This is a genomic window from Pandoraea sp. PE-S2T-3 (assembly GCF_002179965.1).
Lineage (GTDB): Bacteria > Pseudomonadota > Gammaproteobacteria > Burkholderiales > Burkholderiaceae > Pandoraea.
The window spans coordinates 75,549-99,364 of record NZ_NGUQ01000037.1; the positions used below are offsets into that span (position 1 = coordinate 75,549).

A 23,816-nucleotide genomic window follows, 5' to 3' on the forward strand; every position below is an offset into this window, starting at 1 on the left:
TTGCGGGGATAGTTAAATCAAATCCCGTCGACAGGATTTTGTGAGTGGCCCGGGGTGAGGGCCATCATGAAGCGATTCGGAACCCCATTCGCGAGGGCCAATTTCCGCACGATACGCCTTATTTAGCAAGCGGAAATGACACGATGATTTCAAGACCGGAGCCGGGGCGCACGTTACTCAGCGTTGCCTGCCCTTTGTAGCGCGACGCGATGCGCTGCACGATGGCCATGCCGAGCCCCGTGCCGTCGGCCTTGGTGCGGGCGGTGTCTACACGGTAGAACGGACGGAAGACCAGTGCGAGTTGTTCCTCGGGAATGCCGGGGCCGGTATCGCGCACGCGCATCTCGACGCGCTCACCGAGCACGCGTGTCGTGATGTGGACGTTGGCGATGTCGCTCTCGGCATCGCGTCCGTACTTGCGGGCGTTCTCGATCAGGTTGTTGAGCAGGCGCTTCAGGTCCGTGCGCTCGGCGAGCACGAAGGCCTCTTCGCCCAGTTCGACGGTGATGTTCAGATCTTCGCGGCCCTCGAAGGCGTGCACCGTTTCGCGCACGGTCTCCGAGAGATCGATGGTTTGCAGCACAGTGCGCGAGGCCGGGCGGGCGTAATCGAGGAAGCGGCCGATGATCTCGTCCATCTGTTCGATGTCGCTGATCATGTCGCGCTTGACCGATTCTTCCGAGGGGCTCATCTCGGTTTCCAGCCGCAGACGTGCCAACGGCGTGCGCAGATCGTGCGAGATGCCCGCGAGCATCAACGCCCGGTCGGCTTCCAGCCGCTCGAGCTCCTGCACCATCTGATTGAAGCTGCGGTTCGCCTCGGCGGCCTCACCCATGCCGCGCTCCGGCAAGGGGTCGGGCCGGTGGCCGCCGCCGATGGCGCGCGCGGCGTGCGCGAGCCTCGCGAATGGCCGGTTCACCAGCGCCGTGATGAAGGCCGCCCCGATCAGCGAAAGCGCCAGCGCGAACGTGCCCCAACTGAACAACTGCAAACCGGTGGCGGTGTCGATGCGATCTTGTTCGATGGCGACCCAGTAGTCGTCTTCATCGATCTTGAAGCTGATCCACATCGCGGGGATTTCATTCACCGACGAGGCGATCACCGTGTCGGTGCCGAGCCGGCGCTGCACGTCGCGGGTGATCAGATCGGTCACCACGCCGCTGGCTTGCTTCTCGATCTTGTCGGCGGGTTCGCGCGGGTACACGCGAATGCCTTCGTTGCTCTCGAGATCCTGCAAAAGGGCGCGGCGCAGGTCGGGCTCGGAATAGAGCAGGGCGGTGCGCGTGAGTTTGACGATCGAGACGAGTTGCTGCGCCACGCGTTGCGCGCGCGGTTCGCGCTCGATCACGCGAAAGCTCTGATACCAGGCGGCCAGACTCACGCCGATCAGCAGGGCAATCAGGAAGAAAGTACGCCAGAACAGACCGCCGAACAGCCCGCGTACCATCCGGATCGGATGCATGGGGTTGCTCCGTCTAATGCGAAATGCGTGCGTGCACGGTTGCCCGGCCGGCCATCAGTGGCCTGCTCGGATAAGACACGACGCCGGTGCGCGAAGAGGTCGCGACCGGCGTCGTTTTAATGCGTGAGACGTGAAGCCGAGCGATCACGCGCCGCCGTCCGGGATGAAGACGTAGCCCAGGCCCCAGACCGTCTGAATAAAACGCGGGCTGCCCGGGTCCGGCTCGATCAGCTTGCGCAGACGCGAGATCTGCACGTCGAGGCTGCGGTCGAAGACTTCGTATTCGCGACCGCGTGCCAGCTCCATCAGCTTCTCGCGAGAGAGCGGCTGGCGCGGATGGCGGGCGAACACCTTGAGCACGGAGAACTCGCCGGTGGTCAGTGCAATTTCCTGACCGTTCTTGGTGAGCGTGCGCGTTGCGAGGTTCAGGGCGAAGTCACCGAACTCGAACGTCTCCATGGTTTCACTGGGCGCACCGGGGAGTTCAGGCGGGGCCTGACGGCGCAGCACGGCGTGAATGCGGGCGACGAGTTCGCGTGGGTTGAAGGGTTTCGGCAGATAATCGTCCGCACCCATTTCGAGGCCGACGATTCGGTCGACATCCTCGCCCTTGGCCGTTAACATGATGATCGGCGTGCGGTCGTTCGCGCCACGCAGACGGCGGCAAATAGAGAGACCGTCTTCACCGGGGAGCATCAGGTCCAGCACGAGCAGATCGAAACGCTCGCGCACCCAAAGCTTGTTCATGGCCGTGGCATTTTCGGCCACGAAGACATTGAAGCCCTGTTCCCCGAGGTAACGACGCAGCAAGTCGCGCAAGCGCGGATCGTCGTCGACAACCAGAATTTTGGAAGCGTTTTTATTTTCCATGCCACGTATCTTAGCTCGAAATGCCGCGAACTGAGGAGGCCGCCAAAGCGGGTTACAAAGGGTTACATAATTTACCCTACGGCTTGTGCGCTGACCATAGGCAGTGGGTACACTTGCACCCCTGCCAGGGCGAAAACCTGCCGCGTGGCATGAAGGACATACGCAAAAGATGAGATGGGCTGCTGAGTTTTCGCTACTGTTCGGGGGGATCATGCTCTGGGGACACCTGAGCGTGACGTATGCCCGTCCCGTGCCGCATTTCAGCGCCCAGACGCACGCCGCTCCGAAGGTCGAGCGTGCTTCGCCACAGCAACGCAACGCGCCAAAGAATTCACCCGCCAACGATTCGAATGCCGAGCGTCGTGCCGACGATCTGCCGAATCCGCCGGCGGGCCGCCGTCCCAACGGCCACATGACCCCGGAAGACCGGCGCTTGCTTCGTCAGCATATTCAGGATGCGGTGCGCGAGTTGTATAGCCACTGATCCGTTTAAAGACGAAGCCCAGCCCCGTTCGCCAACGTTGCCCCCTGTGATGCGAGCGCCTCATGAAGCCGAACCGAATCCAGCCAGCCTCGATCGACGCTGGCTTTTTTTGCGCCCGCCGTTGGCCGGGACGTATAGCTTCCGAACGGTTCGTTCGGCCCGATAGCGCGGTAATTGCCCGGTCATCTCTCGCCGCAGCGATGGTGGCGGTAGTCGCGCTGACAGCACTACCCGGGCAGAACGCCGGTGCCAAGCCAGCCATGGCCACGCAGCATGCCTCACACCGCGCAACCCACGCTCCCACCGCTGCCGATCCGGCTCAGCGCACGTTGAGCGAAAGCGATGCCCGCTATCTCCTTACACGGACCGGTTACGCCCCCGACGCACGTGAGCTGGCCCCGTTTGTCGGCCTGACCCGTGCCGAGGCAGTCGACCGGTTGCTCGCGCAGACCCGCCGCACGGCGGTGACGCCGGTGCCCGCATGGGTCAACGAGGGGCCGCTCTACGGCGAGGCGGTCAAAAACCTGACCCAAGAGCAGCGCCGTGCACTCGACCAGCGCCGCAATCTCATGGCGAACCAGTTGGCCGGCTGGTGGGCGCAGGAGATGGCAACCACGCCGTCACCGCTCACCGAGCGCATGACCATGTTTTGGCATAACCACTTCGTCTCAAGCGACGACAAGGTGCGCGAGCCGGGGGTGCTCTATCGCCAGAACGTATTGCTGCGTGCCAATGCACTGGGAAACTTCGGCACCTTGCTGCACAGCGTGTCGAAAGACCCGGCGATGCTGATCTATCTCGATGGGGCAGGCAGCCGCAAGGGACACCCGAACGAGAACTTCGCACGCGAAGTGATGGAATTGTTCACGCTGGGCGAGGGGCATTACACCGAACTGGACGTGCGCGAAGCGGCAAGGGCCTACACCGGCTGGAGCATCGACCGGCCGACGATGACTTACCTCTGGCGGCCGAATTTCCACGATACCGACACCAAGACCGTGCTCGGCCAGACGGGGAGTTTCGACGGCGACCAGATGCTCGACATTCTGCTCGCCCGGCCTGAGACCGCGACGTTCGTCACCACCAAGCTGTGGCGCGAGTTCGTTTCGCCGACCCCCGACACCGCACAAGTCACCCGCGTGGCCGACGTCTTCCGTTCGAGCGGTTATGACATTCGCGCGGCGTTGAAGGCGCTGCTGCTCACCCCCGCATTCTGGGACGCACGAACGCGCGGCACGCTGGTCAAATCTCCATCGGAGTTCGTGACGGACACGGTGCGTGAGTTCGACATCGGCTACGACGATCCGGCGATGCTCGCTCAGCAGATGCGGGTACTGGGGCAGGACTTGTTCCGCCCGCCAAATGTGAAGGGCTGGCCCGGCGGCGACGCGTGGATCGACAGCACGACGCTGCTGGCGCGCAAGCAGTTCGTCGAGCGCATGTTCCGTGCGACGGAGAACGCCAACGCGGGCGGCCCGGCGATGGCGCCGCAGATGGTGACGGCGCGCCCGGGCGTGCAGCGCACGGCGTTCCAGCCGCCGTCTTCGATGCCGCGCACGGTGGCCGGCGTTCGGTTCGATCTGGCGCGCTGGCTGCAACCCTATGCATTGGGGCCGGTCAATGTGCCCGAGGCGGGCACGCGCGACGCCTTGCAGCGGGCGGTACTGCCGTTTGCACCGGCCGCACTGCAAACGGCTAGCGAGAATAGTGCAGCGTATTTGCAGGCGTTGTTGATGGATCCGGCTTATCAGTTGAAGTGAGGTGTGACATGCATCGACGCGATTTTCTGACCTTCGCCGGTGGCCTCGGGGCCGCATGGCTGACCCCGGCACCGTTGCTGGCCGCCACGCAATCGCTCGGCGGTGCGTTCCCGGGGGCGCTTGCCGGGGCGGGCAACTACGGCAATCTGCTGATTCTGATCGAGCTGAAGGGCGGCAATGACGGTTTGAATACCGTGATCCCTTACGCCGATTCTGCCTACGCGACGCTGCGCCCGACCATCGGCATCAAGCGTGATCAGGTCGTGCAGCTCGACGACCGTAGCGGGCTGCATCCGTCGCTGCGGGCGCTCATGCCGATGTGGCAGGCCAAGGAATTGGCGATCGTGCAGGGCGTGGGGTATCCGCAGCCGAATCTGTCGCACTTCCGTTCGATCGAAATCTGGAACACTGCGTCGCGCTCGGACGAGTATCTGCGCGACGGCTGGCTCTCGCGGGCGTTTGCCGAACACGCGGTGCCGACCGGTTTCGACGCCGATGGCGTGATTGTCGGCAGTGCGGAGCTAGGGCCGCTGGCGGGTGGTGCACGCGCGGTTACGCTGACTAACCCGGCGCAATTTCTGCGCGACGCCAGTCTCGCGTCTGCCAATGCGGCGCAGGTAAGCAACCCGGCGCTGGCACACGTGCTGCGCGTTGAGAACGATATCGTGAAGGCCGCCGACGGCTTGCGCCCGCGTCAGGGGCAATACGTGCTCAAGACGCCGATGCCGCAAGGCGCATTCGGCAACGTGGTGAAGACCGCCTTGCAGGTGGTGGCTGCGGCCGATTCACCGACGGGGGTGCCACAACCCGGGCGCGGCGTGGCCGTGCTTCGCCTGACGCTGAACGGATTCGATACGCACCAGAACCAGCCGGGGCAGCAGGCGAACCTGCTGCGGCAGTTGGCGGACGGGATGATGGCATTGCGCGCCGGGTTGACCGAGTTGAATCGCTGGCAGTCGACGATGATCGTGACGTATGCCGAGTTTGGCCGGCGCCCGCGCGAGAATCAGAGCAGCGGTACCGATCACGGCACGGTGGCGCCGCACCTTGTGGCGGGTGGGCGAGTGCGTGGCGGGATGTATGGCGACGTGCCGCGACTGGACCGGCTCGACGGTAACGGCAACCTGCCGTTTGCGGTCGACTTCCGCGATGTCTACGCGACGGTGTTGCAGCGGTGGTGGGGGCTCAACCCGCAATCGGTGCTGGGCGGCCCGTTCCCTCCGCTGGATATTTTGCGGGCATAGCACGGTGTTGCTGGCTGGCGGCAACGTGCCGCCAGCCGTTTATCGTGCTCGCCAGGCGCGCCAGAACTTGCGCAGCGGCGTGAGATCGATACGTTGGTGCAGCACCTGATAGTCGCTCGCGGCGACTTCATCGAGCAGGGCGAGTTGCAGGGCGGCGAGGGCGAGCAGCGGCTTTTGCTTGCGGCGGTCGCGCTTGGGGATGGCGGCCATGGCCTCGCGAATGGCTTTGCGCGCCCGCGCATCCTGAAACTTCATCAGGGCGAGAAATTCCGGCGAATACTTGCCGTTCTGAATATCCGCGGCGGTCACGCCAAAGCGCTGCAATTCATCGATCGGGAAATAGACATAACCGGCGCGGGCATCGACGCCCGCCTCGGTGACGCGCCGTGCCAGCGCGATGGCATGTCCAAGCGCACGCGCGTGTGCGGGCGTCTGCGCGTCGTCGAAGCCATACACATGCGAAGCGAGTTCGGCGGGGGCGCCGCCGGCGGCGTCGCAGTAGTGATTCAGGCCGGCGAAATCCAGATAGCGCATCTGCGACAGATCCATCTCTGCGCCATGCAGTACCGCATCGAACGCGGTGCGCGACAGCCCCGTGTCCTTGATCACCGGCGCGAGCGCCCGCGTGACCGGATGCACCGGTTTGCCTGCAAAGAGATTCGTGAGTTCCTGCCGCCACCAGTCGAGCTTCGCGTGCGCGACGCCGGGGTCGTGCACGGCGCTGTGAATGTCGGTGATTTCCTGACAGAACGCGTGCACGGCATAGGCGGCATCGCGTTTGGACGGCGGCAGTTGCAGCAGGGCGTAGTAGAGCGCCGAGCCTTGCGGCCCCGCTTTCTGACGGCAATACTCGTTGGCCTGTGTGGGGCCGGCGGGGGTGCCGACATCGTCGTCGGCTGTCTCGTGGGGTTGCATGCGCTTCGGGGTATCGGTCGGGTCATTGGCCCGAACGTCGGCGCGCAGACGCGCAGCCGGGGCAATGCCATGAATTGGGGCGAATTCTAGCATTGCTGTCCCGAGGCGGCCTGTCACATGCCCACGCATGAGCACTTCATGACAGTACGCCCTCGATACCCCATCACATCACGCGCGCATTCCAGACGCAATGACGCACCGCCTCACGCCGCTTCTGCTTCCAGTTCGGGGTAGTCGGTGTATCCCTTGGCATCGCCGCCGAAGAACGTCGCCGGATCGGGCTCGTTGAGTGGCGCGTCGCGGCGCAACCGCGTGACCAGATCCGGGTTGGCGATAAAGGCACGGCCGAAGGCGACCGCGTCCACGATGCCTTCCCGAATGCGCGCCTCCGCCGCTTGCGCCGTGTAATTGCCGGCGGCGATGATTTGCCCGCTGTACGTCGCGCGCAAGGCAAAGCGGAACGCGTCGGACAGTGGCTTGCCACCGACCCAGTCGGGTTCCGCCACATGAATGTAGCCTGCACCGAGCCGATTCATTTCCCCCGCGAGATACACGACCGTGTCTTCGGCATCGTGATCCGACATGCCGAACGCCGTGAAGTTGGGCGACACCCGAATGCCGACCCTGTCGCGCCCGAAGACGCCTTGCACGGCCTCCACGATTTCAATGACGAGACGCGCGCGGTTCTGCACGCTGCCGCCGTAATTGTCGGTGCGCAGGTTCGTGTGCGCGGAAAGGAATTGATGCAGCAGGTAGCCGTTCGCCGCATGCACTTCGACCATGTCGAAGCCCACGCGCTTGGCGCGCTCGGCAGCCGCGACGTATTGCTCGATGATGCCGGGCAACTCATGGGCTTCGAGCGCACGGGGCGTGTCGGCGGCGATCATGCCGAACGAACCGTCGTCATGACGCACGAAGACCGTGGTGTCCTCTGCACGAATGGCCGAGGGGGCGACCGGCCGCTCGCGGTCCGCTTGCAACAGGCTGTGCGACACACGTCCCACGTGCCAGAGTTGCAGCGACATGCGCCCGTCTTTGGCGTGCACGGCGTCGACGACTTTTTCCCAGCCGGCTTCCTGCTCATCGGTATAGAGACCGGGCGTGCCGAAATACCCCTGACCCTGCCGCGAAATCTGCGTGCCTTCGGTCACGATCAGGCCCGCATCGGCGCGCTGCTGATAGTAGGCGACGTTGAGTTCGGTGGGGACGTCCCCGGGTTGCGCGGCACGGTTGCGCGTGAGCGGCGCCATGACGACACGGTTATGCAATTGCACGCCGCCGATACGCAACGGCGAGAGCAGGTTTTTCAATGACATGGGAGGTCTCGTAAGCAAATGGCTTTATAAAAACTGGGCGTAGCGTCGACTTCACTGAATTCGCCTTCAGCCTACGCAATCGCTTGCCTTGCCGATAGAATCCCGCGCCGAATTGACTAGTCGTTTTCTCTCAACAGTGGTGCGTGCGCAGGGCCGCCGCTTGCCTCGCTGCACACTGCGCAATAACGAATCTCGTTCCGGATTTCCCGCCCGCGAACCCGCAGTGCGATGCGCAGGCACAACGCTGTCAGGGAACCGTTCTATTGTTCAAAGCGGTGTAATTTTGTTCTATATCCGGTGAGAGAACATTGTCGAGAATGACGACGTACCCCCGGTTGCGGGGCGAAACATCGTGCGTTGAAGGCGATGCCGGAAGCCGGGCGGAGTGATGGCGTGGAGATGGCGTAATTGTCATTTCCGGACCGGTCGATGTCAGCGGATGGAGGGAGGCGGTTATGGAGTCGGAATCGCGCGTTGCTACGGACGTCGGCTTGCGTGGCGGTGACGATGGCGTGGTGTACGTCGTCGACGACGATGCCGGTGTGCGTCGCGCCTTGGCGACGCTCATGCGCTCGGTCGATCTGAAGGTCGAGACGTTCGCGTCGGCGCAGGACTTCCTCGAGTATGCCCGTCCGCTCGTGCCGAGTTGTCTCGTCCTCGACGTTCGGCTGCGAGGCACCAACGGTCTTGCGTTCCATCAGGACATCGTGCACAGCGGCATCCAGCTACCGGTCGTATTCATTACCGGGCACGGCGACATCGAGATGTCCGTCAAGGCGATGAAGGGCGGCGCTGCCGATTTCTTTACCAAGCCGTTTCGCGATCAGGACATGCTCGACGCCATTTCGCAGGCGCTTGCCCGCGACCGCGCGCGTCTGGCCGTCGAATCCTCGCAGGCCGAACTGCGCCTGCTGTACGGCTCGTTGTCCGCGCGCGAAAAGGAAGTCATGGGGTATGTGTTGAGCGGGCTGCTCAACAAGCAGATTGCGGCGCGCATGGGTCTGAGCGAGATCACGGTGAAGGTGCATCGCGGACAGGTCATGCGCAAGATGCTGGCGCGCTCGATCCCGGATCTCGTGCGCAAGGCCGACGCGCTGGGTGTACGGCCCCATGCCACCTCGCCGTAAGGTCTGCCGCCGGGAGTTATTCCGGCAGCGGCGAGCCGATCGCGATCGACAGCCAGTGCTTCATATCGGCCACCTGAAATGGCTTGGGCAATAGCACGAGCGCGCCGTTGGCCGACGCCTTGGACACGACGGCGGGTGTGGCGTAGGCGCTAATGAAGATCGTCGCGGGCCGAAGGCCATCCGCCAGGAGTTGCTCGTGCATTTCGACGCCCGACATCCCCGGCATGCGCACGTCCGACACGAGGCAAGAGGTCGTGCTCGCTTCGCCGGACGAAAGAAATGCTTCCGCCGAGGCGAAGATATGCGCTTCGAGGCCCAGCGAACGAACCAGACTGGCGAGTGCGTAGCGCACGGCGCGGTCGTCGTCGACGATGGCCACGACAGGTGTCTTTGGCAACATGGGTCCCCCTGAATTGCGTCGTGCCGTGGTGCTTCATCGCACGGCTGTTTATCGCTAGCGTAGTGCAAGCGCAGGGTGGGCGCGATGATACCTATGTATATAGGCGGGCTCACGCCGTCGGCAGCGCGGCGAGCCTGAAGGCGAACGTGGCGCCGGTCGCGCCGTCCTTTATGTTCATGCCGGCGTCGCGCGCCGTCGCATTGTTGATGGCTTCGATCGTGCCCCCGTGCGCTTCGACAATCGATTGGCAGATGGCGAGCCCCATCCCCATGCCGGTTGCCTTGGTCGTGAAGAACGCGTCAAAGATCAATGGGATATCCACGGCAGCGATTCCCGGGCCGCTGTCACTGACCGACACCCGCACCCGGCCGTCAGGCAGGCAAACCGACGCGAGCCGGAGGTAACGCGGTCCCTCCTGCGTGGCCATGGCTTGCACGGCGTTGAGCATCAGGTTGATGAGTACCTGCTGAAGCTGGATCGGGTCGCCGCTCACGCGCGGCATTGTCGCCGAGAGGCATAACTCGGGTTGCACGCCGTTCGCGTCGATATCGTTGCGGATCATGGCCACCGATTCATGAATGAGCCGGTTGACGTCTACCGCCTGCACTTCCGGTGCGGCCCCTTTCATCAGCCGGCGCACGCGCTGCACGATCTCGGCCGCCCGGTTGCCTTCTTCGGTCATCTGCACCACGCAGCCTTCCACTTCGCCGTAGTTCGGCGGTGTCCGGTGCAGCCAGCGCAGGCATGCTTCGCCGTTGGTGGTGATGGCCGCGAGCGGCTGACCGACTTCGTGCGCAATCGACGCGCTCAACTCGCCCAGCGCCGTAATGCGGCTCGCCCGTGCAAGCTCGGTCTGCGCTTGCCGCAGCCGGGCGGCCGTCTGACGCGCGTCGGTGACATCCATGACAGCGCCGATGAACTGGCGGCCGTCGGCCTGTGTGATGGTCTGTGCGGTGGCTTCGCGTGCAACCACATGCAGGTATCTGATACGGCCACCGGGCAGGACGATACGATGCTCGAGATCGAAGCGGCTGCCCTGCGCCGTGACGTCGGCGAGCATCGCTTCGAACATCGGCAGATCGTCGGGGTGGATGCGCTCGCGTACAAAGGCGAGGCTAGGGGCAACGTCGGGGCTGGCTTCGAAAATCTCGTACGCCTGCGGCGACCAGAAGAGTGCGCCCGTATCGAGATGCCAGCCAAAGCTGCCGGTTTTTGAAAGGCGTTGGGCTTCCTCCAGATACTGCGCCTGAATCTGATGCAAGCGCGCTTCGGCCTGCTTGCGGCGGGTGACGTTGTTATTGGTCTCCAGCGTGCCGAGCGGTTCTCCGTTGGCGTCGCGCTGCATCGCCCAGCGGCTGGCGACGGTCACGCGTGAGCCGTCGCGCTTGGTGTGCACCAGTTCTCCTTCCCACTCGCCGTCGCGCAGGTAGGCCGCCTCGATGGCGGCCAGCGGCGCGGGGAACTCCGTTTGCAGCAAATCATGTGAGCGCCGGCCGATGGCCTCGTGCCGCCGCCAGCCATAGAGCATCTCTGCCGCGTGATTCCAGTACGTGACGATGTCGTTCGCGTCGCGCACGAAGATCGTGTCGTGCGTGAGGTCGAGCAGGCGCGCATGTTCACGCTGGGTGCGCTCGGCGTCGCGGATACGGCGCACGAGCGAGGTGACCAGCAGCGAGCACAGCAGGAAGGCGGCCAGTGGAATGTAGTCGACGGCCTTGTCGATGCGCAGGCTGAAGACGGGCGGCGTGAAAAAGATGTTGAGCAGCAGCGCCGACGTCACCGAGAAGATGACAGATGACACGAAACTGTCGAAATAAGAGAGCAGCACCACCACGAGCAGCATCGAGAATCCGGTCGTCGCGAGCCGCAGTTGCAGCGTCAGACAAAGCCACGCGATACCGCAAAGTGCCGCGCATCCCGCGATCCATAACGGAATGAGGTAGCCGAGCCGGTTACGCCGTTGCAAAGCCGCGATGTCGATCATGCGATGCCTCTCGATACCGGTTGACGGTGGCGGCGCCGGCGAACTCGCGTTCCCGGCGTGCTTTGGCAGTTATACCTCTGTATGGCCGCGCGTTGGATTCGGTTAAATGCTTACCCGCAGCGCCGGCGGCCCGGCCTCGCGCGGTGACCAGTCCGCCCGTGGCCGCACCTATACCGCCATATACCCCGGCGATGCCAATGCGGCATTCCGATATCTCACCGTAGAGTAGCTTCCCGGGTTTCGCGCACCTACGCTTCAGTCATCGCGGCACCACCTCTCGGGGGCAAAAAATGCTTGGCGCGCTAACTGAATTCACGACGGATCCGTGGCTGAGCACATTGGCCGCGATTGAACGGTTCTCCCTGCCACCCGGGGCGTCGAATCACCCCGCAGTACCAATCTCCCGCTCCCGCAAACCTCCGCGCACTGCCGCCTCCCCGGCGAGCCGCAGCGCGATCTCCATTCGCGTGATCGAACGGCTACCCAATTCGTTCGTCACGCTCTCGTGGCATGACGCCACGCTCTGCAACTACGAAGAGCAACTGTGGGGCGCGACACCTGCACCACGTCACGGCCGGTGCCCGATGTCGGGGGCGCGCATTCGCAAAGGCACGCTGGTCTACATGCCACGCCTGACGCGCAAGGTGCCGCCACTCAACGTGCACGCGATGATTCTGGCGGAAGTGCTCGACGGTGTTCTCCGGAGCCGGGGCACCGACGCGCTTGATATGACCGATGTCGCGACCGATGTCGCGAATCAGGTCGAAGGGGCCAATGATGAAACTTTGCCGGCCTGACGCGCCTTGGTTGCCGGTGCCACGTCCCGTACCGGCGTGGCAGCACCGGGTGCGTTCCGAGGGGGTGGATGGGACCCATCACCCCCTCAAGGAGATTTCATTGTCGCGTGCGGGGCGTCAAAGCGTATCCCGAACGCGGGTTTATTCGGCTTGCCGGGATAGTCATACTTGCGCCGGGTTCGATTGCCGCGTGAATAGCAACAAGCCGTTGCCGGAGTCGGAGAACGTGGGTGCCGCCCCGCAATTTTGCGAGTGAGTGTCATGGACAAACTACAAGCGATGCTGGTCTTTACCAAGGTTGTCGATACCAAGAGCTTTGCCGGCGCGGCAGATACGCTGTCCATGAACCGCTCGTCGGTGACCACGTTGATCCAGCAGCTCGAAGCCTATCTCAAGGTGCGCCTGCTCAACCGCACCACGCGGCGCATCAGCGTGACGCCCGACGGCGCGTCGTATTACGAGCGCTGCGTGCGCGTGCTGGCCGAAATCGAAGAGACCGAAAGCTCGTTCTCCACGATCAGCATTCCGCGCGGCAAGCTCAAGGTCGATGTGCCGGGCTCGCTCGGCCGGCTGATGCTGGTGCCTGAGCTGCATGACTTTCATTTCCGCTTTCCCGACATCGAACTGATGCTCGGCGTGGGCGATCGGCCGGTCGATCTGGTGCAGGACAGCGTCGATTGCGCCATCCGCATCGGCCCGCTGCAAGACTCCACACTGGTGGCCCGGCGTATCGGCGCGACGGCGTTCGTGACCGTTGCCAGCCCGGCCTATCTGCGCAAGTACGGTGCGCCGCTCTCGGTCGACGATCTTGAGCGCCACGTCGCCGTCAACTATTTCTCGAATGGCCGCATCGTCCTGATGGACTTTCTGGTGGACGACGAGGCCATCGAAGTGCGCATGCCGTCGCATCTGGCGGCCAACGATGGCGACGCTTATCTGCAATGCGGGCTGCGTGGACTAGGCCTGATACAAGTGCCGCACTTTCTCGCGCATCCGCATATCGAGGCAGGGGAGTTGATCGAAGTGCTCGCGCCGTTCCGTCCGGCCCCGTATCCGATTTCGGTGGTGTATCCGCAGAACCGGCATCTCTCGCCCAAGGTGCGGGCGTTTGTGGACTGGTCGGCCGAACTCGCCGGTAAATGCGACCTGCTGAACATCGACAACGTGCGTCCGGCGGCGTTGATGCAAGCCCGGGGCAAGCGCCACGGTGCCGCCCGGCCGGACGCAGAGGGCGGCGCACTGGCGGACCTCGGACGCGATGACGACGCGCAAAACGATGAGGTCGGCCATCTCGCGAGTGACACACACCACGGCGGACGATTCGGAAATTCTGAATTGTCCTATCGGGAGTAGCCGGTTTATCGCGCGCATCGTTCTACGGACAATGGTGGCCGTCGGGTGTGACACGTTATTCGCCTGACAGCCGGCACCTGCTGCCAAACCTCCGACCCACTGAACCGCTGCACCGACGAACGATGGAACAAGTGCTGGACATTACCGACGTGAGCGTGAACGGATACTCGCAGCGCATTACCTTGCGCTCGTATCTGCCCGCTGCCGCGAAGACGCTGCCGATCGTGCTGTGCTTTCACGGGGGCAATTTCGTCGGCGGTTGCCTGAACGACAACCGGCAGTTGGCGATCCAGTTGGCCCAGACACTGCCGGCCTGGGTCGTCAGCGTGGGTTACTCGCTGGCGCCGGACTTTCCGTTCCCGGCGGCTGCCGAAGACGCCTATCTGGCGCTGAAGTGGGCGGTGGCGCATGCCGCGTCCTATCGCGCCGACGGGCAACGTATCGCTGCCGTGGGGATAGAAGCCGGCGGCAATATTGCGGCGAGTCTGGCGGCGATGGCGCGAGACCGCGCGGTAACGCCCTTGCGGGCGCAGGTGTTGATGGCGCCGCTGCTCGATCCGAGCATGACGCGTGTGGCGAATGTCGTGCCCGCGTCGGCGGACGACCATCGCGCACGCGCCTGTGCCGAGCACTACCGGGCCTATCTGCCTGCCGTGAGCGACCGTACGCATCCGTACGCGGCGCCCCTCGAATCGAAACGGCTGGCGCACCTGCCGCCGACGCTGGTCGCGAGTGCCGGGCGCGATGTGTTTCGTGCCGATGGCGAGGCTTACGCCCGCGAACTGATTCCCGCCGGGGTGCCGGTGGTGGCGACCCGATTTGCCGACGTCGGCGCGCAAGAGATCGCCGGGCACACGCCGGCCGTCGATGCTGCCATGGCGTTTCTGCGCCAGCACTTGGGCCGTGTGGCTCGATAGCCCGAAGGCCTCAACAACTGTCGCTCGTACAGATACAAAGCAACCACGATTGGTGCCTTTATCTCCGGATGTCCGAAATCCATACTTCGTTCAACACGAATAGGAGATGAGGTACGGAATGAATTCCCTCGCGTTATTCGAGAACACCTTATTGTATTAAGGAGTACTACCTATGATTCGCAATCGCAAGCTGTTCTACAGCTCGTTGAGCGCGCTCGCGCTCGCCAGTGTGATCGCCGTGGCAGGCATCGCGCGACATGAAGCGTCCCCGGTCGGGCTCGCACATGCCGCCGATGCGCCGCCGCCGGCCGCCGAGGTCGACGTTGCCGCTGTCATCTCACGCACCATCACCGAGTGGCAGAGCTATTCGGGGCGCCTCGAAGCCGTCGATCGCGTCGACGTGCGTCCGCAAGTCTCCGGCACCATCGTGGCCGTGCAGTTCAAGGACGGCGCGCTGGTCAAGAAGGGCGACGTGCTCTTTATCATCGACCCGCGGCCATACGCTGCCGAAGTCGACCGCGCCACAGCGCAAGTCGCTGCGGCCGAGGCGCGAGCAAGCTACGCCACCACCGACGCGGCCCGCGCCGACCGCCTGATCGCCGATAACGCGATCGCCAAGCGCGACTATGAAGAGAAGCAGAACGCGGCGAAGGAGGCTGTCGCCGGGGTGAAGGCGGCCAAGGCGGCGCTCGAAACCGCGCAGGTCAACCTCGGTTACACGAAGGTCGCGGCCCCCGTTGCCGGGCGTGTCTCGCGCGCCGAGCTGACCGTGGGCAACGTGGTGACAGTGGGGCCGAACGCGCCCTTGCTGACCACGCTCGTCTCGGTCTCGCCGATCTACGCTTCGTTCGAAGTCGACGAGCAGACCTATCTGCAATATCTGGGTCGCGACCGCAACACCAAGGTGCCGGTCGCGCTCGGTCTGGCCAACGAGAACGGCTACTCCCGCAAGGGCGTCGTGACCTCGGTCGACAACCGCCTCGACACCTCCTCGGGCACGATCCGCGTGCGCGCCAGCATCGAGAACGCCGACGGCGCCCTCGTGCCGGGCCTTTATGCCCGCGTGAAAGTCGGTGGTGGCGATGCGCACCCGGCGGTGCTGATCGACGACGCCGCCGTGGGTACCGATCAGGCCAAGAAGTTCGTGCTGGTGGTCGACGACAAGAGCCACGTCCAGTACCGCGAAGTGCAACTCGGCGGCCTGAGCGACGGCCTGCGTGTAGTCACTGCCGGGCTCAAGCCGGGCGAGCGCATCGTCGTGAACGGGTTGCAACGCGTGCGTCCCAACGATCCGGTCAAGGTGAAAGCCGTGAACATGATCGACGCGGCCAAGTCGGCTGCGTGAATCGACGCCATCCCAAGCGATCGGAGTCGCTCACATGAATATCTCTAAATTCTTCATCGACCGGCCTATCTTCGCGGGCGTGCTCTCGGTGGTCACAGTGCTGGCAGGCTTCATTGCCCTGCTGCAACTGCCGATGGCCGAGTACCCGGAAGTCGTGCCGCCCTCCGTGGTGGTGCGCGCCAAGTATCCGGGCGCGAACCCGAAGGTGATTGCCGAGACGGTGGCCTCGCCCATCGAAGAGCAGATCAACGGCGTCGAAAACATGTTGTACATGCAGTCGCAAGCCAACAGCGACGGCAACATGACGACGACCGTGACCTTCAAGCTCGGCACCGACCCGGACAAGGCACAGCAGCTCGTACAGAACCGCGTGTCGCAAGCCATGCCGCGACTGCCCGACGACGTGCAGCGTCTGGGCGTGACGACCGTGAAGTCGTCGCCCACGCTCACCATGGGCGTGAACGTGGTGTCGCCAAACGGCCGTTACGACCTCACGTACCTGCGCAACTACGCGCTCATCAACATCAAGGACCGGCTGGCGCAGGTGCCCGGTGTGGGTGAAGTCGCGATGTGGGGCGCGGGCGATTACTCCATGCGGGTCTGGCTTGACCCGACCAAGGTGGCACGTCAGAACCTGACGGCCACCGATGTCGTGAAGGCCATTCGCGAGCAGAACGTGCAAGTAGCCGCCGGTATCGTGGGCGGTGCCCCGATGCTGACCGACGTCCCCATGCAGTTGAGTGTGAACGCGCAAGGGCGCCTCAAGACCGAGGAAGAGTTCCGCAACATCATTCTCAAGACATCGTCCGACGGCGCGATCGTGCGTCTCGCCGATGTCGCGCGCGTTGAACTGGGCGCGGCCGAATACGCCTTGCGGGCAAGTCTGGACGGCAAGCCCGGCGTGCAGCTCATCATCTTCCAGCAGCCCAATGCCAACTCGCTGCAAATCTCGACCGACGTGCGCCGTATCGTCGCCGAGTTGCAAAAAGACATGCCGGAGGACGTCAAGGCGGAGATCGTCTACGACCCGACGCAGTTCGTGCGCGAGAGTATCGACGCGGTGGTTCACACGCTCTTCGAGGCCATTCTGCTCGTGGTGATCGTCGTGATCGTGTTCCTCCAGTCGTGGCGGGCTTCGTTGATTCCGTTGCTGGCGGTGCCGGTCTCGATCGTCGGCACGTTCTCGCTGATGCTGGCGTTCGGCTTCTCGATCAATGCGTTGTCGCTGTTCGGGATGGTGCTGGCCATCGGTATCGTGGTGGACGATGCCATCGTGGTGGTCGAGAACGTCGAGCGCAATATTGCGGCGGGGCTCAGTCCATTGGAGGCCTCATACGCCGCGATGCGGGAAGTAAGCGGGCCGATTATCGCGATTGCCCTCACGCTGGTCGCTGTGTTCGTGCCGCTCGCGTTCATGTCGGGCCTGACGGGTCAGTTCTACAAGCAGTTCGCCATGACCATCGCCATCTCGACGGTGATCTCGGCCTTCAACTCGCTCACGCTCTCGCCGGCGCTGTCGGCCATCCTGCTCAAGGATCACCACGCACCGAAGGACCGGCTCACCCGCGTGATGGATCGCGTGTTGGGACCGTTCTTCAATGGCTTCAACAAGGTGTTCAACCGTGGCTCGGAGAAGTATGGCCACGGGGTGCGCGGCATCATCAACCGCAAGGCCGCGATGATGGCCGTGTACGTGGTGCTGATCGGTGCCACGCTGTTGCTGGGCAAGATTGTGCCGGGCGGTTTCGTGCCGGGTCAGGACAAGGACTATCTGGTCAGCATTCTGCAACTGCCGCCGGGGGCGTCGCTCGACCGTACCGCCAAGGTGGTGGCCGAAGTGGGCGAGATTGCCCGCAAGCAACCGGGCGTGGTGCACTCGCCGGAATTCCCGGGCCTGAACGTCACGGGGTTGATGAACTCGTCGAGCAGCGGTCTGGTGTTCCCGGTGATGAGCCCGTCGAAAGAACGGGGCAAGGGCGAGTCGGCCAACGACATCGTCGCGAACCTGAACAAGGAGTATTCGGGCATCAAGGGCGCGATGATCGCCACCTTCCCGCCGCCGCCGGTGCAGGGGCTGGGCACCATTGGCGGCTTCAAGCTGCAACTGGAAGACCGGGGGGCGCTGGGCTATGAAGCGTTGAACAAGGCCACGCAGGACTTCCTCGCGGCGGCGGCCAAGGCACCCGAACTCGGCCCGTCGTTCTCGAGCTACCAGATCAATGTGCCGCAGTTGAACGTCGAACTCGACCGTGAGAAGGCCAAGCAACTCGGCGTGTCGGTGACCGACGTGTTCGACACCATGCAGATCTATCTCGGCTCGCTGTACGTGAACGACTTCAACAAGTTCGGCCGCGTGTATCAGGTGCGGGCGCAGGCAGACGCGCCGTACCGCGCCACCGCCGAGAGCATTCTTGCGCTCAAGACGCGCAACGCCAAGGGCGAAATGGTGCCGCTGTCGTCGCTCGTGAAAGTCACGCCGACGTATGGTCCGGAAACCGTGATTCGCTACAACGGCTTCTTGGCGGCCGACATCAACGGCGGTCCGGCACCCGGGTATTCGTCGGGGCAGGCCATGGCGGCGGTGGAGCGGATTGCAGCCGAAACCCTGCCGCGCGGTATCAAGTTCGAATGGACCGACCTGACGTATCAGCAAATCATCACCGGTGATACGGCGTTCTGGGTGTTCCCGATCAGCGTGCTGCTTGTGTTCCTGGTGCTGGCAGCGATGTACGAAAGCCTGACGCTGCCGCTGGCCATTCTGCTGATCGTACCGATGAGCATTCTGTCGGCGCTGTTCGGGGTGTGGCTGACGCGCGGAGATAACAACATCTTCACGCAGATCGGTTTGATGGTGCTGGTGGGGTTGTCGGCGAAGAACGCGATTCTGATCGTGGAATTCGCCCGCGAGCTTGAGATGCAGGGCCGCACGATCGTGCAGGCCGCCATTGAGGCTTGCCGCCTGCGTCTGCGCCCGATTCTGATGACGTCGATCGCTTTCATCATGGGGGTGGTGCCGTTGGTGATCTCGACGGGCGCCGGTTCGGAAATGCGCCGTGCGATGGGCATTGCGGTGTTCTTCGGCATGCTGGGTGTGACGTTGTTCGGCCTGTTGCTGACGCCGGTGTTCTACGTGCTGCTGCGCAAGCTGGCGGGCGGCAAGCAACTGCGCGACAAGCATGGCAACCACCCGAACATTCATGGTCCGGATGAGCACGAAGCTGACGTTCGTCCCGACGGCCGTGTCACCCAGCCGGCGTTGCACGACTGAGCCCGGAGCAGACCCATATGAAAGGAATGACGCAAATGAAATCCGCATTTACAGGATCGGCGCTGCTCAGCGCGCTGCTGTTCCTCGCGGGCTGTTCGCTGGCACCGAAGTACGAGGTGCCGTCCACGCCGATGACGACTGCGTTCAAGGAAGACGCGAAGCTCACGCCGGAACAGGCCGGCACGTGGAAAGTGGCCCAGCCGTCGGAGGCCGTGGCGCGCGGCGAGTGGTGGACCGTGTTCGGTGACGAGACGCTCAACGCACTGGAAGCGCAGGCGCTCGATGCCAACCAGAATCTGGCCGCTGCGGCGGCGCGCGTGAAGGAAGCGCGCGCCATGAATCAGGCGGCGCGGGCGGGCTTCTTCCCGACGCTCGACGCCGGGTTCGGTCCGACGCGCCAGCAGGTCTCTGCGGCGTCGATGTTCCAGCCCGATGGCTCGACGGTGCCGCAACAGACGTTCTGGCGTGCGCAGGCCGGCTTGTCATACGAGGTCGATCTGTTCGGCCGCGTGGCGGCTACCACGGATGCGAGCAAGGCGGAAGTGCAGCAAAGCGAGGCGCTGTTCCGTTCGGTGCAGCTCACCTTGCAGGCCGATGTTGCGCAGAACTATTTTGCGCTGCGCGAACTCGATGCCGAGGCCGAGGTGTATGCCGGTGCCGTCACGCTGCGTGAGCAGGCGCTCAAGCTGGTGCAGCGCCGCTTCGACGAGGGCGATATTACTGAACTGGATCTCTCGCGTGCCAAGACGGAGTTGGCGACAGCCCAGTCCGATTCGATGACCGTGCAGCGGCTTCGCGCGGCGTCGGAGCATCGTCTGGCGGTATTGCTGGGCAAAGCGCCGGCAGAGTTCTCGATGGCGCCCAACCCGTTGACGGCCGTGCAGATTCGCGTGCCGGCCGGCTTGCCGTCGTCCTTGCTGGAGCGCCGGCCGGATATCGCCGCGGCGGAACGTGCCATGGCGGCAGCCAATGCGCGTATCGGTGTGGCGCGCTCGGCGTTCTTCCCGTCGCTGACGATCACGGGCACGGGTGGTTTCGAGTCGGCCACGCTCGGCGATCTGTTCAAGTGGAGCAGCAAGGCGTTCCTGCTCGGGCCGTTGGCGGGCACCGCGCTGAATATCCCGATCTTCGACGGTGGCCGCCGTTCGGCGAATCTCGATAACGCGCATGCGGTGTTCGAAGAGGATGTGGCGAAGTATCGCCAGCAGGTGCTCACCGCGTTCCGTGAAGTGGAAGACAGCCTGTCCGATCTGCGCATTCTCGACACGCAGACGAAGGTGCAGGGGCAGGCCGTCGTGGCGTCGCAGCGGGCCGCCAAGCTCTCGCGTACCCAGTACGACGAAGGGGCGGTCAGTTACCTCGATGTCATCGACGCCGAGCGCACCGTACTGCAAACGCGCCGCAATGCGGTGCAGTTGCAGGGCGTGCAGGCGGCGGCATCGGTCAATTTGATCCGCGCGCTGGGCGGGGGCTGGGACGGGGTGCCCTTACCGACGGCCGTACCGTTGGCGCAGAAGTAGCACCCGGTAGTCGAGAGTAGAAAGAAAAACGCCGCATCGCAGGTTGGACGCGGCGTTTTTTCGTTGGAGTGGAAGAGAAGCGCGACTTACTTGCCTGACGGTTGTTGCAGTGTTTCGGCCAGATGGTTCACGACGGCGCGCGTTTTGGCGGCCATCTTTTGCCCCAGCGAGATGATGGCGTGCACCGGCGGACCGTCGGCATCGCAGGCGGGCAGCAGATGCACGAGCCGTCCGTCATCGACATAAGGCTGGGCAACGCGGTCGAGAATTTGTGCGATGCCGAATCCCGCGACGGCGGCTTCGACCAGCGCCTGCCCGTCGGCAAGCACGAGTATCGGCTGGGGGGCGAACTCGTGGGTGGCATCGCCATCACGCAGCGACCACGCGCGCAGGCGGCCCGTGGGGCCGCGAAACACGACGGCGTCGTGCGAGCCCAGTTCCGATGCGCTACGCACTTGTCCGCGCCGGGTGAGGTAGTCGGGCGACGCATACAGTCCGAGGCGCAGATCGCAGAGCTTGCGCACGGTCATCTCGCTGTCTTCGGGCAGCGCGCCGATGCGCACTACGACGTCCCAGCCTTCGCCGACCGGGTCGGACATGCGATCGGTCAGCGCCACTTCAAGCGTGAGCTTCGGGTATTTGTCGCGCAGGTGAATGAAGCTGGGCAGCAGCAGGCGGCCGAAGCCAGCGGGCAGGTCGATCTTGACGCGCCCGGACGGCTCGGCCCGGCGCGATGCCAACTGCTGTTCCGCGTCGCGCAGCCCATTGATGGCGTCTTTGGCAGCGACCAGATAAGTCTCGCCGTCTTCGGTCAGGCGCACCGCGCGTGTCGTGCGTTGAAACAGCCGCGTGCCGAGGCGCGCTTCGAGGCGCTGCACGGCTTTGCCGACGTTGGATTTGCTGCTGCCGATGTCTTCGGCGGCGCGGGTAAAGCTGCCGCTCTGGGCCACCGCAATGAATGCCGCGATATCGTTGATTTGTGCGTCGGCGCGTTCGCTCATGCCATCACTCCATACCTGAGAGGGTTGGTGTTGCAGACTGTATCAGAGGCGGCGCAAAGCCGTTTTTGCGGGCCCGCACACGCAGACCGTCGGCCGTGCACTTGCGCCAGTCCTCTGGGGGAGTCGTCTTGTCTTACGAGACCGAGAACGACAGTGCCCCCGGGGTGAGCCGGGGGCATGGTTTGCTGACGAGGCATCGTCGGATGTCTCGTCGAAGGGTTTGCTGATCTCGCCTACATGGCTATGAAGCGCGCGGGGCCAGTTCGGCATCGGCTTCGTCATCCTGCGCCGGGGTGCGGCTCAGGAAGGCGAACGTGGCCAGTGCCGAGAACAACGTGATGACGATGAGCACGTACAGCAGGTTCGTGAACGCGCCGGCATAGCTCGCGGCCAGCGCCTGACGGGTGACTTCCGGCAGGACAGCCGAGGCGTTCGTCATGTCGCCCGCGGTGATGCGTTGCGAGGCTTCGGCAATGCGGGGCGCGAGATCGGCCGCGTTGCCGGTGACGGTGCTCACCAGCGTGCTGTGGGCCAGCGCGGCGAGAATGGCCGTGGCGATGGCGAGGGCAATGCCTTCACCGGCCACACGCGTCGTGCTGAAGATGCCCGACGCCATGCCGGCGCGCTCTTTCGGCACCACGCTGACCGACAGCCCATCCATCAGGCCCCACGGCATACCGGCACCGATACCGATGACGATCATCGGCAGCACCAGATCGAGCTTCGGACCGCTGAAGCTGACCGTGCTGAGCCAGTACAGACCGGCGGCAGCAATCAGGAAGCCGATGCCCGAGAGCACACCGGCGGAGAACCAACGCGTGAACGAGGCGACCAGCATCGGCACGACAAGCATCGGGGCCGACAACGCAATCATCAGCATGCCTGCATCGATTTCGCTCAAGCCTTCTGCGCCGATAAAGCGCAGCGGCAGCATCACGATCAGCACGATGTAGCAGTAGCAGGTGCCTACCGGCAGGATCTGCACACCGACGAAGCGCGGGTAGCGGAACAGCGACAGGTCGAGCATCGGGCGCTTGGCGCGCGTTTCCACTGTGATGAAGGCCGCGAGCGAAATGGCTGAGGCGACCAGCAGCGAGACCACGAGCGGGCTGCTCCAGCCGCTTTCCGGTGCCTGAATCACGCCGAACGTGAACAGGGCGAGCGTGGCGGTGAAAGTGATCGTGCCGGGGTAGTCGAGACCGGTCGCCCCCGGGTCGCGCGTTTCGCGCATGCGGGGCACGCCGAAGACGAACGCGGCGGTGCCGATGGCGGCGATCACGAGGAAGATGGCGCGCCAGCCAAAGTGCTCGATCAGAACACCGGCCATCAGCGGGCCGAACGCGAGGCCGATACCGAAGCTGGTGCCGAGCATGCTGAACGCGCGGGTGCGGGCATGGCCGTCGAATTCTTGCGCGAGCGAAGCGGCGCCGCTGGCGAGCGACGCGGCAGCGGCGACACCTTGTGCACCGCGCAGGATGTCGAGTATCAGCGTGGACGGTGCAAAGCTCATCGCGAGCGACGTGATGATGAAGCCACCGAGACCGTAGACGAAAAGGCGCTTGCGGCCGAACTGGTCAGACAGCGCGCCGGCGGCCATGAGCAGGCTGCCGAAGCTGAGCATGAAGGCGTTGGTGACCCACGTCAGCATGACGGGGCTGCCGCCGAGGTCACGGCCAATGGCGGGGGTGGCGACGGCGCCCCCGGAGAACGAGAGCGGAAGCACCAGTGCGGCGAGGCAAACGGCCAGAAGCACCATTCCCTTGCTGCCACCGTTGCCGGTTGGCGTTGCAGTATTCATGACGATTTATCCAAAGAGACTAGCGGCGTTTCGAACGGAGGTAACCGATCGCCACTCGCACACGTGGACGCCGGACTGCCTGAATTCTGGTGATGAACGCCATCGGGATAAACCGTCGACGCGTGGTCAGAGCGTCGCTGCGACGGCGACAATCGTCGCGAAGCCGTCATGAAGGTAGGTGCGGCGCCGCATTGTCGCCGCGTGGGCGTGCTGTCGCAGCGCAGGCGACAGAGCATCGCTCGTACGGGTCTTTTT

Annotated in this window: 18 protein-coding genes; 10 read left to right on the forward strand and 8 right to left on the reverse strand. The window is 64.1% G+C overall.

Features of this window, described 5'->3' with window-relative positions; translation table 11 throughout:
- Positions 1 to 118: 118 nt before the first annotated feature.
- Positions 119 to 1,462, reverse strand: a complete 1,344-nt coding sequence (locus CDV46_RS22740) for an ATP-binding protein (protein ID WP_087687128.1) — start codon at positions 1,460 to 1,462, stop codon at positions 119 to 121.
- 144 nt (positions 1,463 to 1,606) lie between these two features.
- Positions 1,607 to 2,332, reverse strand: a complete 726-nt coding sequence (gene ompR / locus CDV46_RS22745) for an osmolarity response regulator transcription factor OmpR (RefSeq protein ID WP_058378278.1) — start codon at positions 2,330 to 2,332, stop codon at positions 1,607 to 1,609.
- Positions 2,333 to 2,501: 169 nt separating this feature from the next.
- On the opposite strand from ompR, the gene CDV46_RS22750 reads away from it, so the two are divergent.
- The 3 genes from CDV46_RS22750 (at position 2,502) to CDV46_RS22760 (ending at position 5,820) form a co-directional block, all read left to right on the forward strand.
- Entirely contained in the window at positions 2,502 to 2,816 is a 315-nt protein-coding gene (locus CDV46_RS22750) for a hypothetical protein (RefSeq protein WP_140413464.1), read from the forward strand.
- A gap of 200 nt (positions 2,817 to 3,016) precedes the next feature.
- Positions 3,017 to 4,576, forward strand: coding sequence for a DUF1800 domain-containing protein (locus CDV46_RS22755; protein ID WP_254916173.1), 1,560 nt, complete (start codon positions 3,017 to 3,019; stop codon positions 4,574 to 4,576).
- Between the two features lie 8 nt (positions 4,577 to 4,584).
- A complete protein-coding gene (locus CDV46_RS22760) occupies positions 4,585 to 5,820 on the forward strand; it encodes a DUF1501 domain-containing protein (protein WP_087725145.1) in 1,236 nt (411 codons plus the stop codon).
- A gap of 39 nt (positions 5,821 to 5,859) precedes the next feature.
- On the opposite strand, the gene hpnD is transcribed toward CDV46_RS22760, so the two are convergent.
- Positions 5,860 to 6,828 (reverse strand): presqualene diphosphate synthase HpnD, encoded by a 969-nt coding sequence (gene hpnD / locus CDV46_RS22765; protein ID WP_254916174.1) that lies wholly within the window; start codon positions 6,826 to 6,828, stop codon positions 5,860 to 5,862.
- Positions 6,829 to 6,938: 110 nt separating this feature from the next.
- Entirely contained in the window at positions 6,939 to 8,051 is a 1,113-nt protein-coding gene (locus CDV46_RS22770; RefSeq protein WP_087725150.1) for an alkene reductase, read from the reverse strand.
- 455 nt (positions 8,052 to 8,506) lie between these two features.
- Here CDV46_RS22770 and CDV46_RS22775 point away from each other — a divergent pair, with 455 nt between their 5' ends.
- Entirely contained in the window at positions 8,507 to 9,178 is a 672-nt protein-coding gene (locus tag CDV46_RS22775) for a response regulator transcription factor (protein ID WP_087725152.1), read from the forward strand.
- A gap of 16 nt (positions 9,179 to 9,194) precedes the next feature.
- Here CDV46_RS22775 and CDV46_RS22780 read toward each other — a convergent pair whose 3' ends face one another.
- Together CDV46_RS22780 and CDV46_RS22785 are read right to left on the reverse strand one after the other, a co-directional pair.
- Positions 9,195 to 9,578 (reverse strand): response regulator, encoded by a 384-nt coding sequence (locus CDV46_RS22780; RefSeq protein ID WP_176399163.1) that lies wholly within the window; start codon positions 9,576 to 9,578, stop codon positions 9,195 to 9,197.
- Positions 9,579 to 9,687: 109 nt separating this feature from the next.
- On the reverse strand, positions 9,688 to 11,562 hold the full coding sequence (locus CDV46_RS22785) for an ATP-binding protein (RefSeq protein ID WP_087725154.1): 1,875 nt from the start codon (positions 11,560 to 11,562) through the stop codon (positions 9,688 to 9,690).
- A 290-nt stretch (positions 11,563 to 11,852) separates the two neighbouring features.
- Between CDV46_RS22785 and CDV46_RS22790 the strand changes: the two genes are divergently transcribed.
- The 6 genes from CDV46_RS22790 (at position 11,853) to CDV46_RS22815 (ending at position 20,762) form a co-directional block, all read left to right on the forward strand.
- Complete coding sequence (locus tag CDV46_RS22790; protein ID WP_087725156.1) at positions 11,853 to 12,359, forward strand: DUF3331 domain-containing protein; 507 nt, start codon at positions 11,853 to 11,855, stop codon at positions 12,357 to 12,359.
- 261 nt (positions 12,360 to 12,620) lie between these two features.
- Positions 12,621 to 13,712 carry a LysR family transcriptional regulator gene (locus tag CDV46_RS22795; protein ID WP_087725158.1) on the forward strand — a complete coding sequence of 364 codons (1,092 nt, stop codon included), beginning with the start codon at positions 12,621 to 12,623 and terminating at the stop codon, positions 13,710 to 13,712.
- Between the two features lie 122 nt (positions 13,713 to 13,834).
- The gene (locus CDV46_RS22800; RefSeq protein ID WP_087725160.1) at positions 13,835 to 14,629 is read left to right on the forward strand and encodes an alpha/beta hydrolase; all 795 of its coding nucleotides are present in this window, start codon (positions 13,835 to 13,837) and stop codon (positions 14,627 to 14,629) included.
- Between the two features lie 172 nt (positions 14,630 to 14,801).
- Positions 14,802 to 15,974 (forward strand): efflux RND transporter periplasmic adaptor subunit, encoded by a 1,173-nt coding sequence (locus tag CDV46_RS22805; protein ID WP_087725163.1) that lies wholly within the window; start codon positions 14,802 to 14,804, stop codon positions 15,972 to 15,974.
- 34 nt (positions 15,975 to 16,008) lie between these two features.
- The gene (locus tag CDV46_RS22810) at positions 16,009 to 19,242 is read left to right on the forward strand and encodes an efflux RND transporter permease subunit (protein WP_087725164.1); all 3,234 of its coding nucleotides are present in this window, start codon (positions 16,009 to 16,011) and stop codon (positions 19,240 to 19,242) included.
- 26 nt (positions 19,243 to 19,268) lie between these two features.
- Complete coding sequence (locus CDV46_RS22815; protein ID WP_087725166.1) at positions 19,269 to 20,762, forward strand: efflux transporter outer membrane subunit; 1,494 nt, start codon at positions 19,269 to 19,271, stop codon at positions 20,760 to 20,762.
- Between the two features lie 86 nt (positions 20,763 to 20,848).
- On the opposite strand, the gene CDV46_RS22820 is transcribed toward CDV46_RS22815, so the two are convergent.
- Together CDV46_RS22820 and CDV46_RS22825 are read right to left on the reverse strand one after the other, a co-directional pair.
- Positions 20,849 to 21,763, reverse strand: coding sequence for a LysR family transcriptional regulator (locus CDV46_RS22820; protein ID WP_087725168.1), 915 nt, complete (start codon positions 21,761 to 21,763; stop codon positions 20,849 to 20,851).
- A 241-nt stretch (positions 21,764 to 22,004) separates the two neighbouring features.
- Entirely contained in the window at positions 22,005 to 23,561 is a 1,557-nt protein-coding gene (locus CDV46_RS22825) for an MFS transporter (RefSeq protein ID WP_087725170.1), read from the reverse strand.
- Positions 23,562 to 23,816 lie beyond the last annotated feature (255 nt).

Excerpts from the sequence above, each read along its gene's own strand:
- CDV46_RS22740 (WP_087687128.1), bottom strand. The coding sequence starts at position 1,462 with ATGCATCCGATCCGGATGGTACGCGGGCTGTTCGGCGGTCTGTTCTGG.
- ompR (WP_058378278.1), bottom strand. The coding sequence starts at position 2,332 with ATGGAAAATAAAAACGCTTCCAAAATTCTGGTTGTCGACGACGATCCG.
- CDV46_RS22750 (WP_140413464.1), top strand. The coding sequence starts at position 2,502 with ATGAGATGGGCTGCTGAGTTTTCGCTACTGTTCGGGGGGATCATGCTC.
- CDV46_RS22755 (WP_254916173.1), top strand. The coding sequence starts at position 3,017 with ATGGTGGCGGTAGTCGCGCTGACAGCACTACCCGGGCAGAACGCCGGT.
- CDV46_RS22760 (WP_087725145.1), top strand. The coding sequence starts at position 4,585 with ATGCATCGACGCGATTTTCTGACCTTCGCCGGTGGCCTCGGGGCCGCA.
- hpnD (WP_254916174.1), bottom strand. The coding sequence starts at position 6,828 with ATGCTAGAATTCGCCCCAATTCATGGCATTGCCCCGGCTGCGCGTCTG.
- CDV46_RS22770 (WP_087725150.1), bottom strand. The coding sequence starts at position 8,051 with ATGTCATTGAAAAACCTGCTCTCGCCGTTGCGTATCGGCGGCGTGCAA.
- CDV46_RS22775 (WP_087725152.1), top strand. The coding sequence starts at position 8,507 with ATGGAGTCGGAATCGCGCGTTGCTACGGACGTCGGCTTGCGTGGCGGT.
- CDV46_RS22780 (WP_176399163.1), bottom strand. The coding sequence starts at position 9,578 with ATGTTGCCAAAGACACCTGTCGTGGCCATCGTCGACGACGACCGCGCC.
- CDV46_RS22785 (WP_087725154.1), bottom strand. The coding sequence starts at position 11,562 with ATGATCGACATCGCGGCTTTGCAACGGCGTAACCGGCTCGGCTACCTC.
- CDV46_RS22790 (WP_087725156.1), top strand. The coding sequence starts at position 11,853 with ATGCTTGGCGCGCTAACTGAATTCACGACGGATCCGTGGCTGAGCACA.
- CDV46_RS22795 (WP_087725158.1), top strand. The coding sequence starts at position 12,621 with ATGGACAAACTACAAGCGATGCTGGTCTTTACCAAGGTTGTCGATACC.
- CDV46_RS22800 (WP_087725160.1), top strand. The coding sequence starts at position 13,835 with ATGGAACAAGTGCTGGACATTACCGACGTGAGCGTGAACGGATACTCG.
- CDV46_RS22805 (WP_087725163.1), top strand. The coding sequence starts at position 14,802 with ATGATTCGCAATCGCAAGCTGTTCTACAGCTCGTTGAGCGCGCTCGCG.
- CDV46_RS22810 (WP_087725164.1), top strand. The coding sequence starts at position 16,009 with ATGAATATCTCTAAATTCTTCATCGACCGGCCTATCTTCGCGGGCGTG.
- CDV46_RS22815 (WP_087725166.1), top strand. The coding sequence starts at position 19,269 with ATGACGCAAATGAAATCCGCATTTACAGGATCGGCGCTGCTCAGCGCG.
- CDV46_RS22820 (WP_087725168.1), bottom strand. The coding sequence starts at position 21,763 with ATGAGCGAACGCGCCGACGCACAAATCAACGATATCGCGGCATTCATT.
- CDV46_RS22825 (WP_087725170.1), bottom strand. The coding sequence starts at position 23,561 with ATGAATACTGCAACGCCAACCGGCAACGGTGGCAGCAAGGGAATGGTG.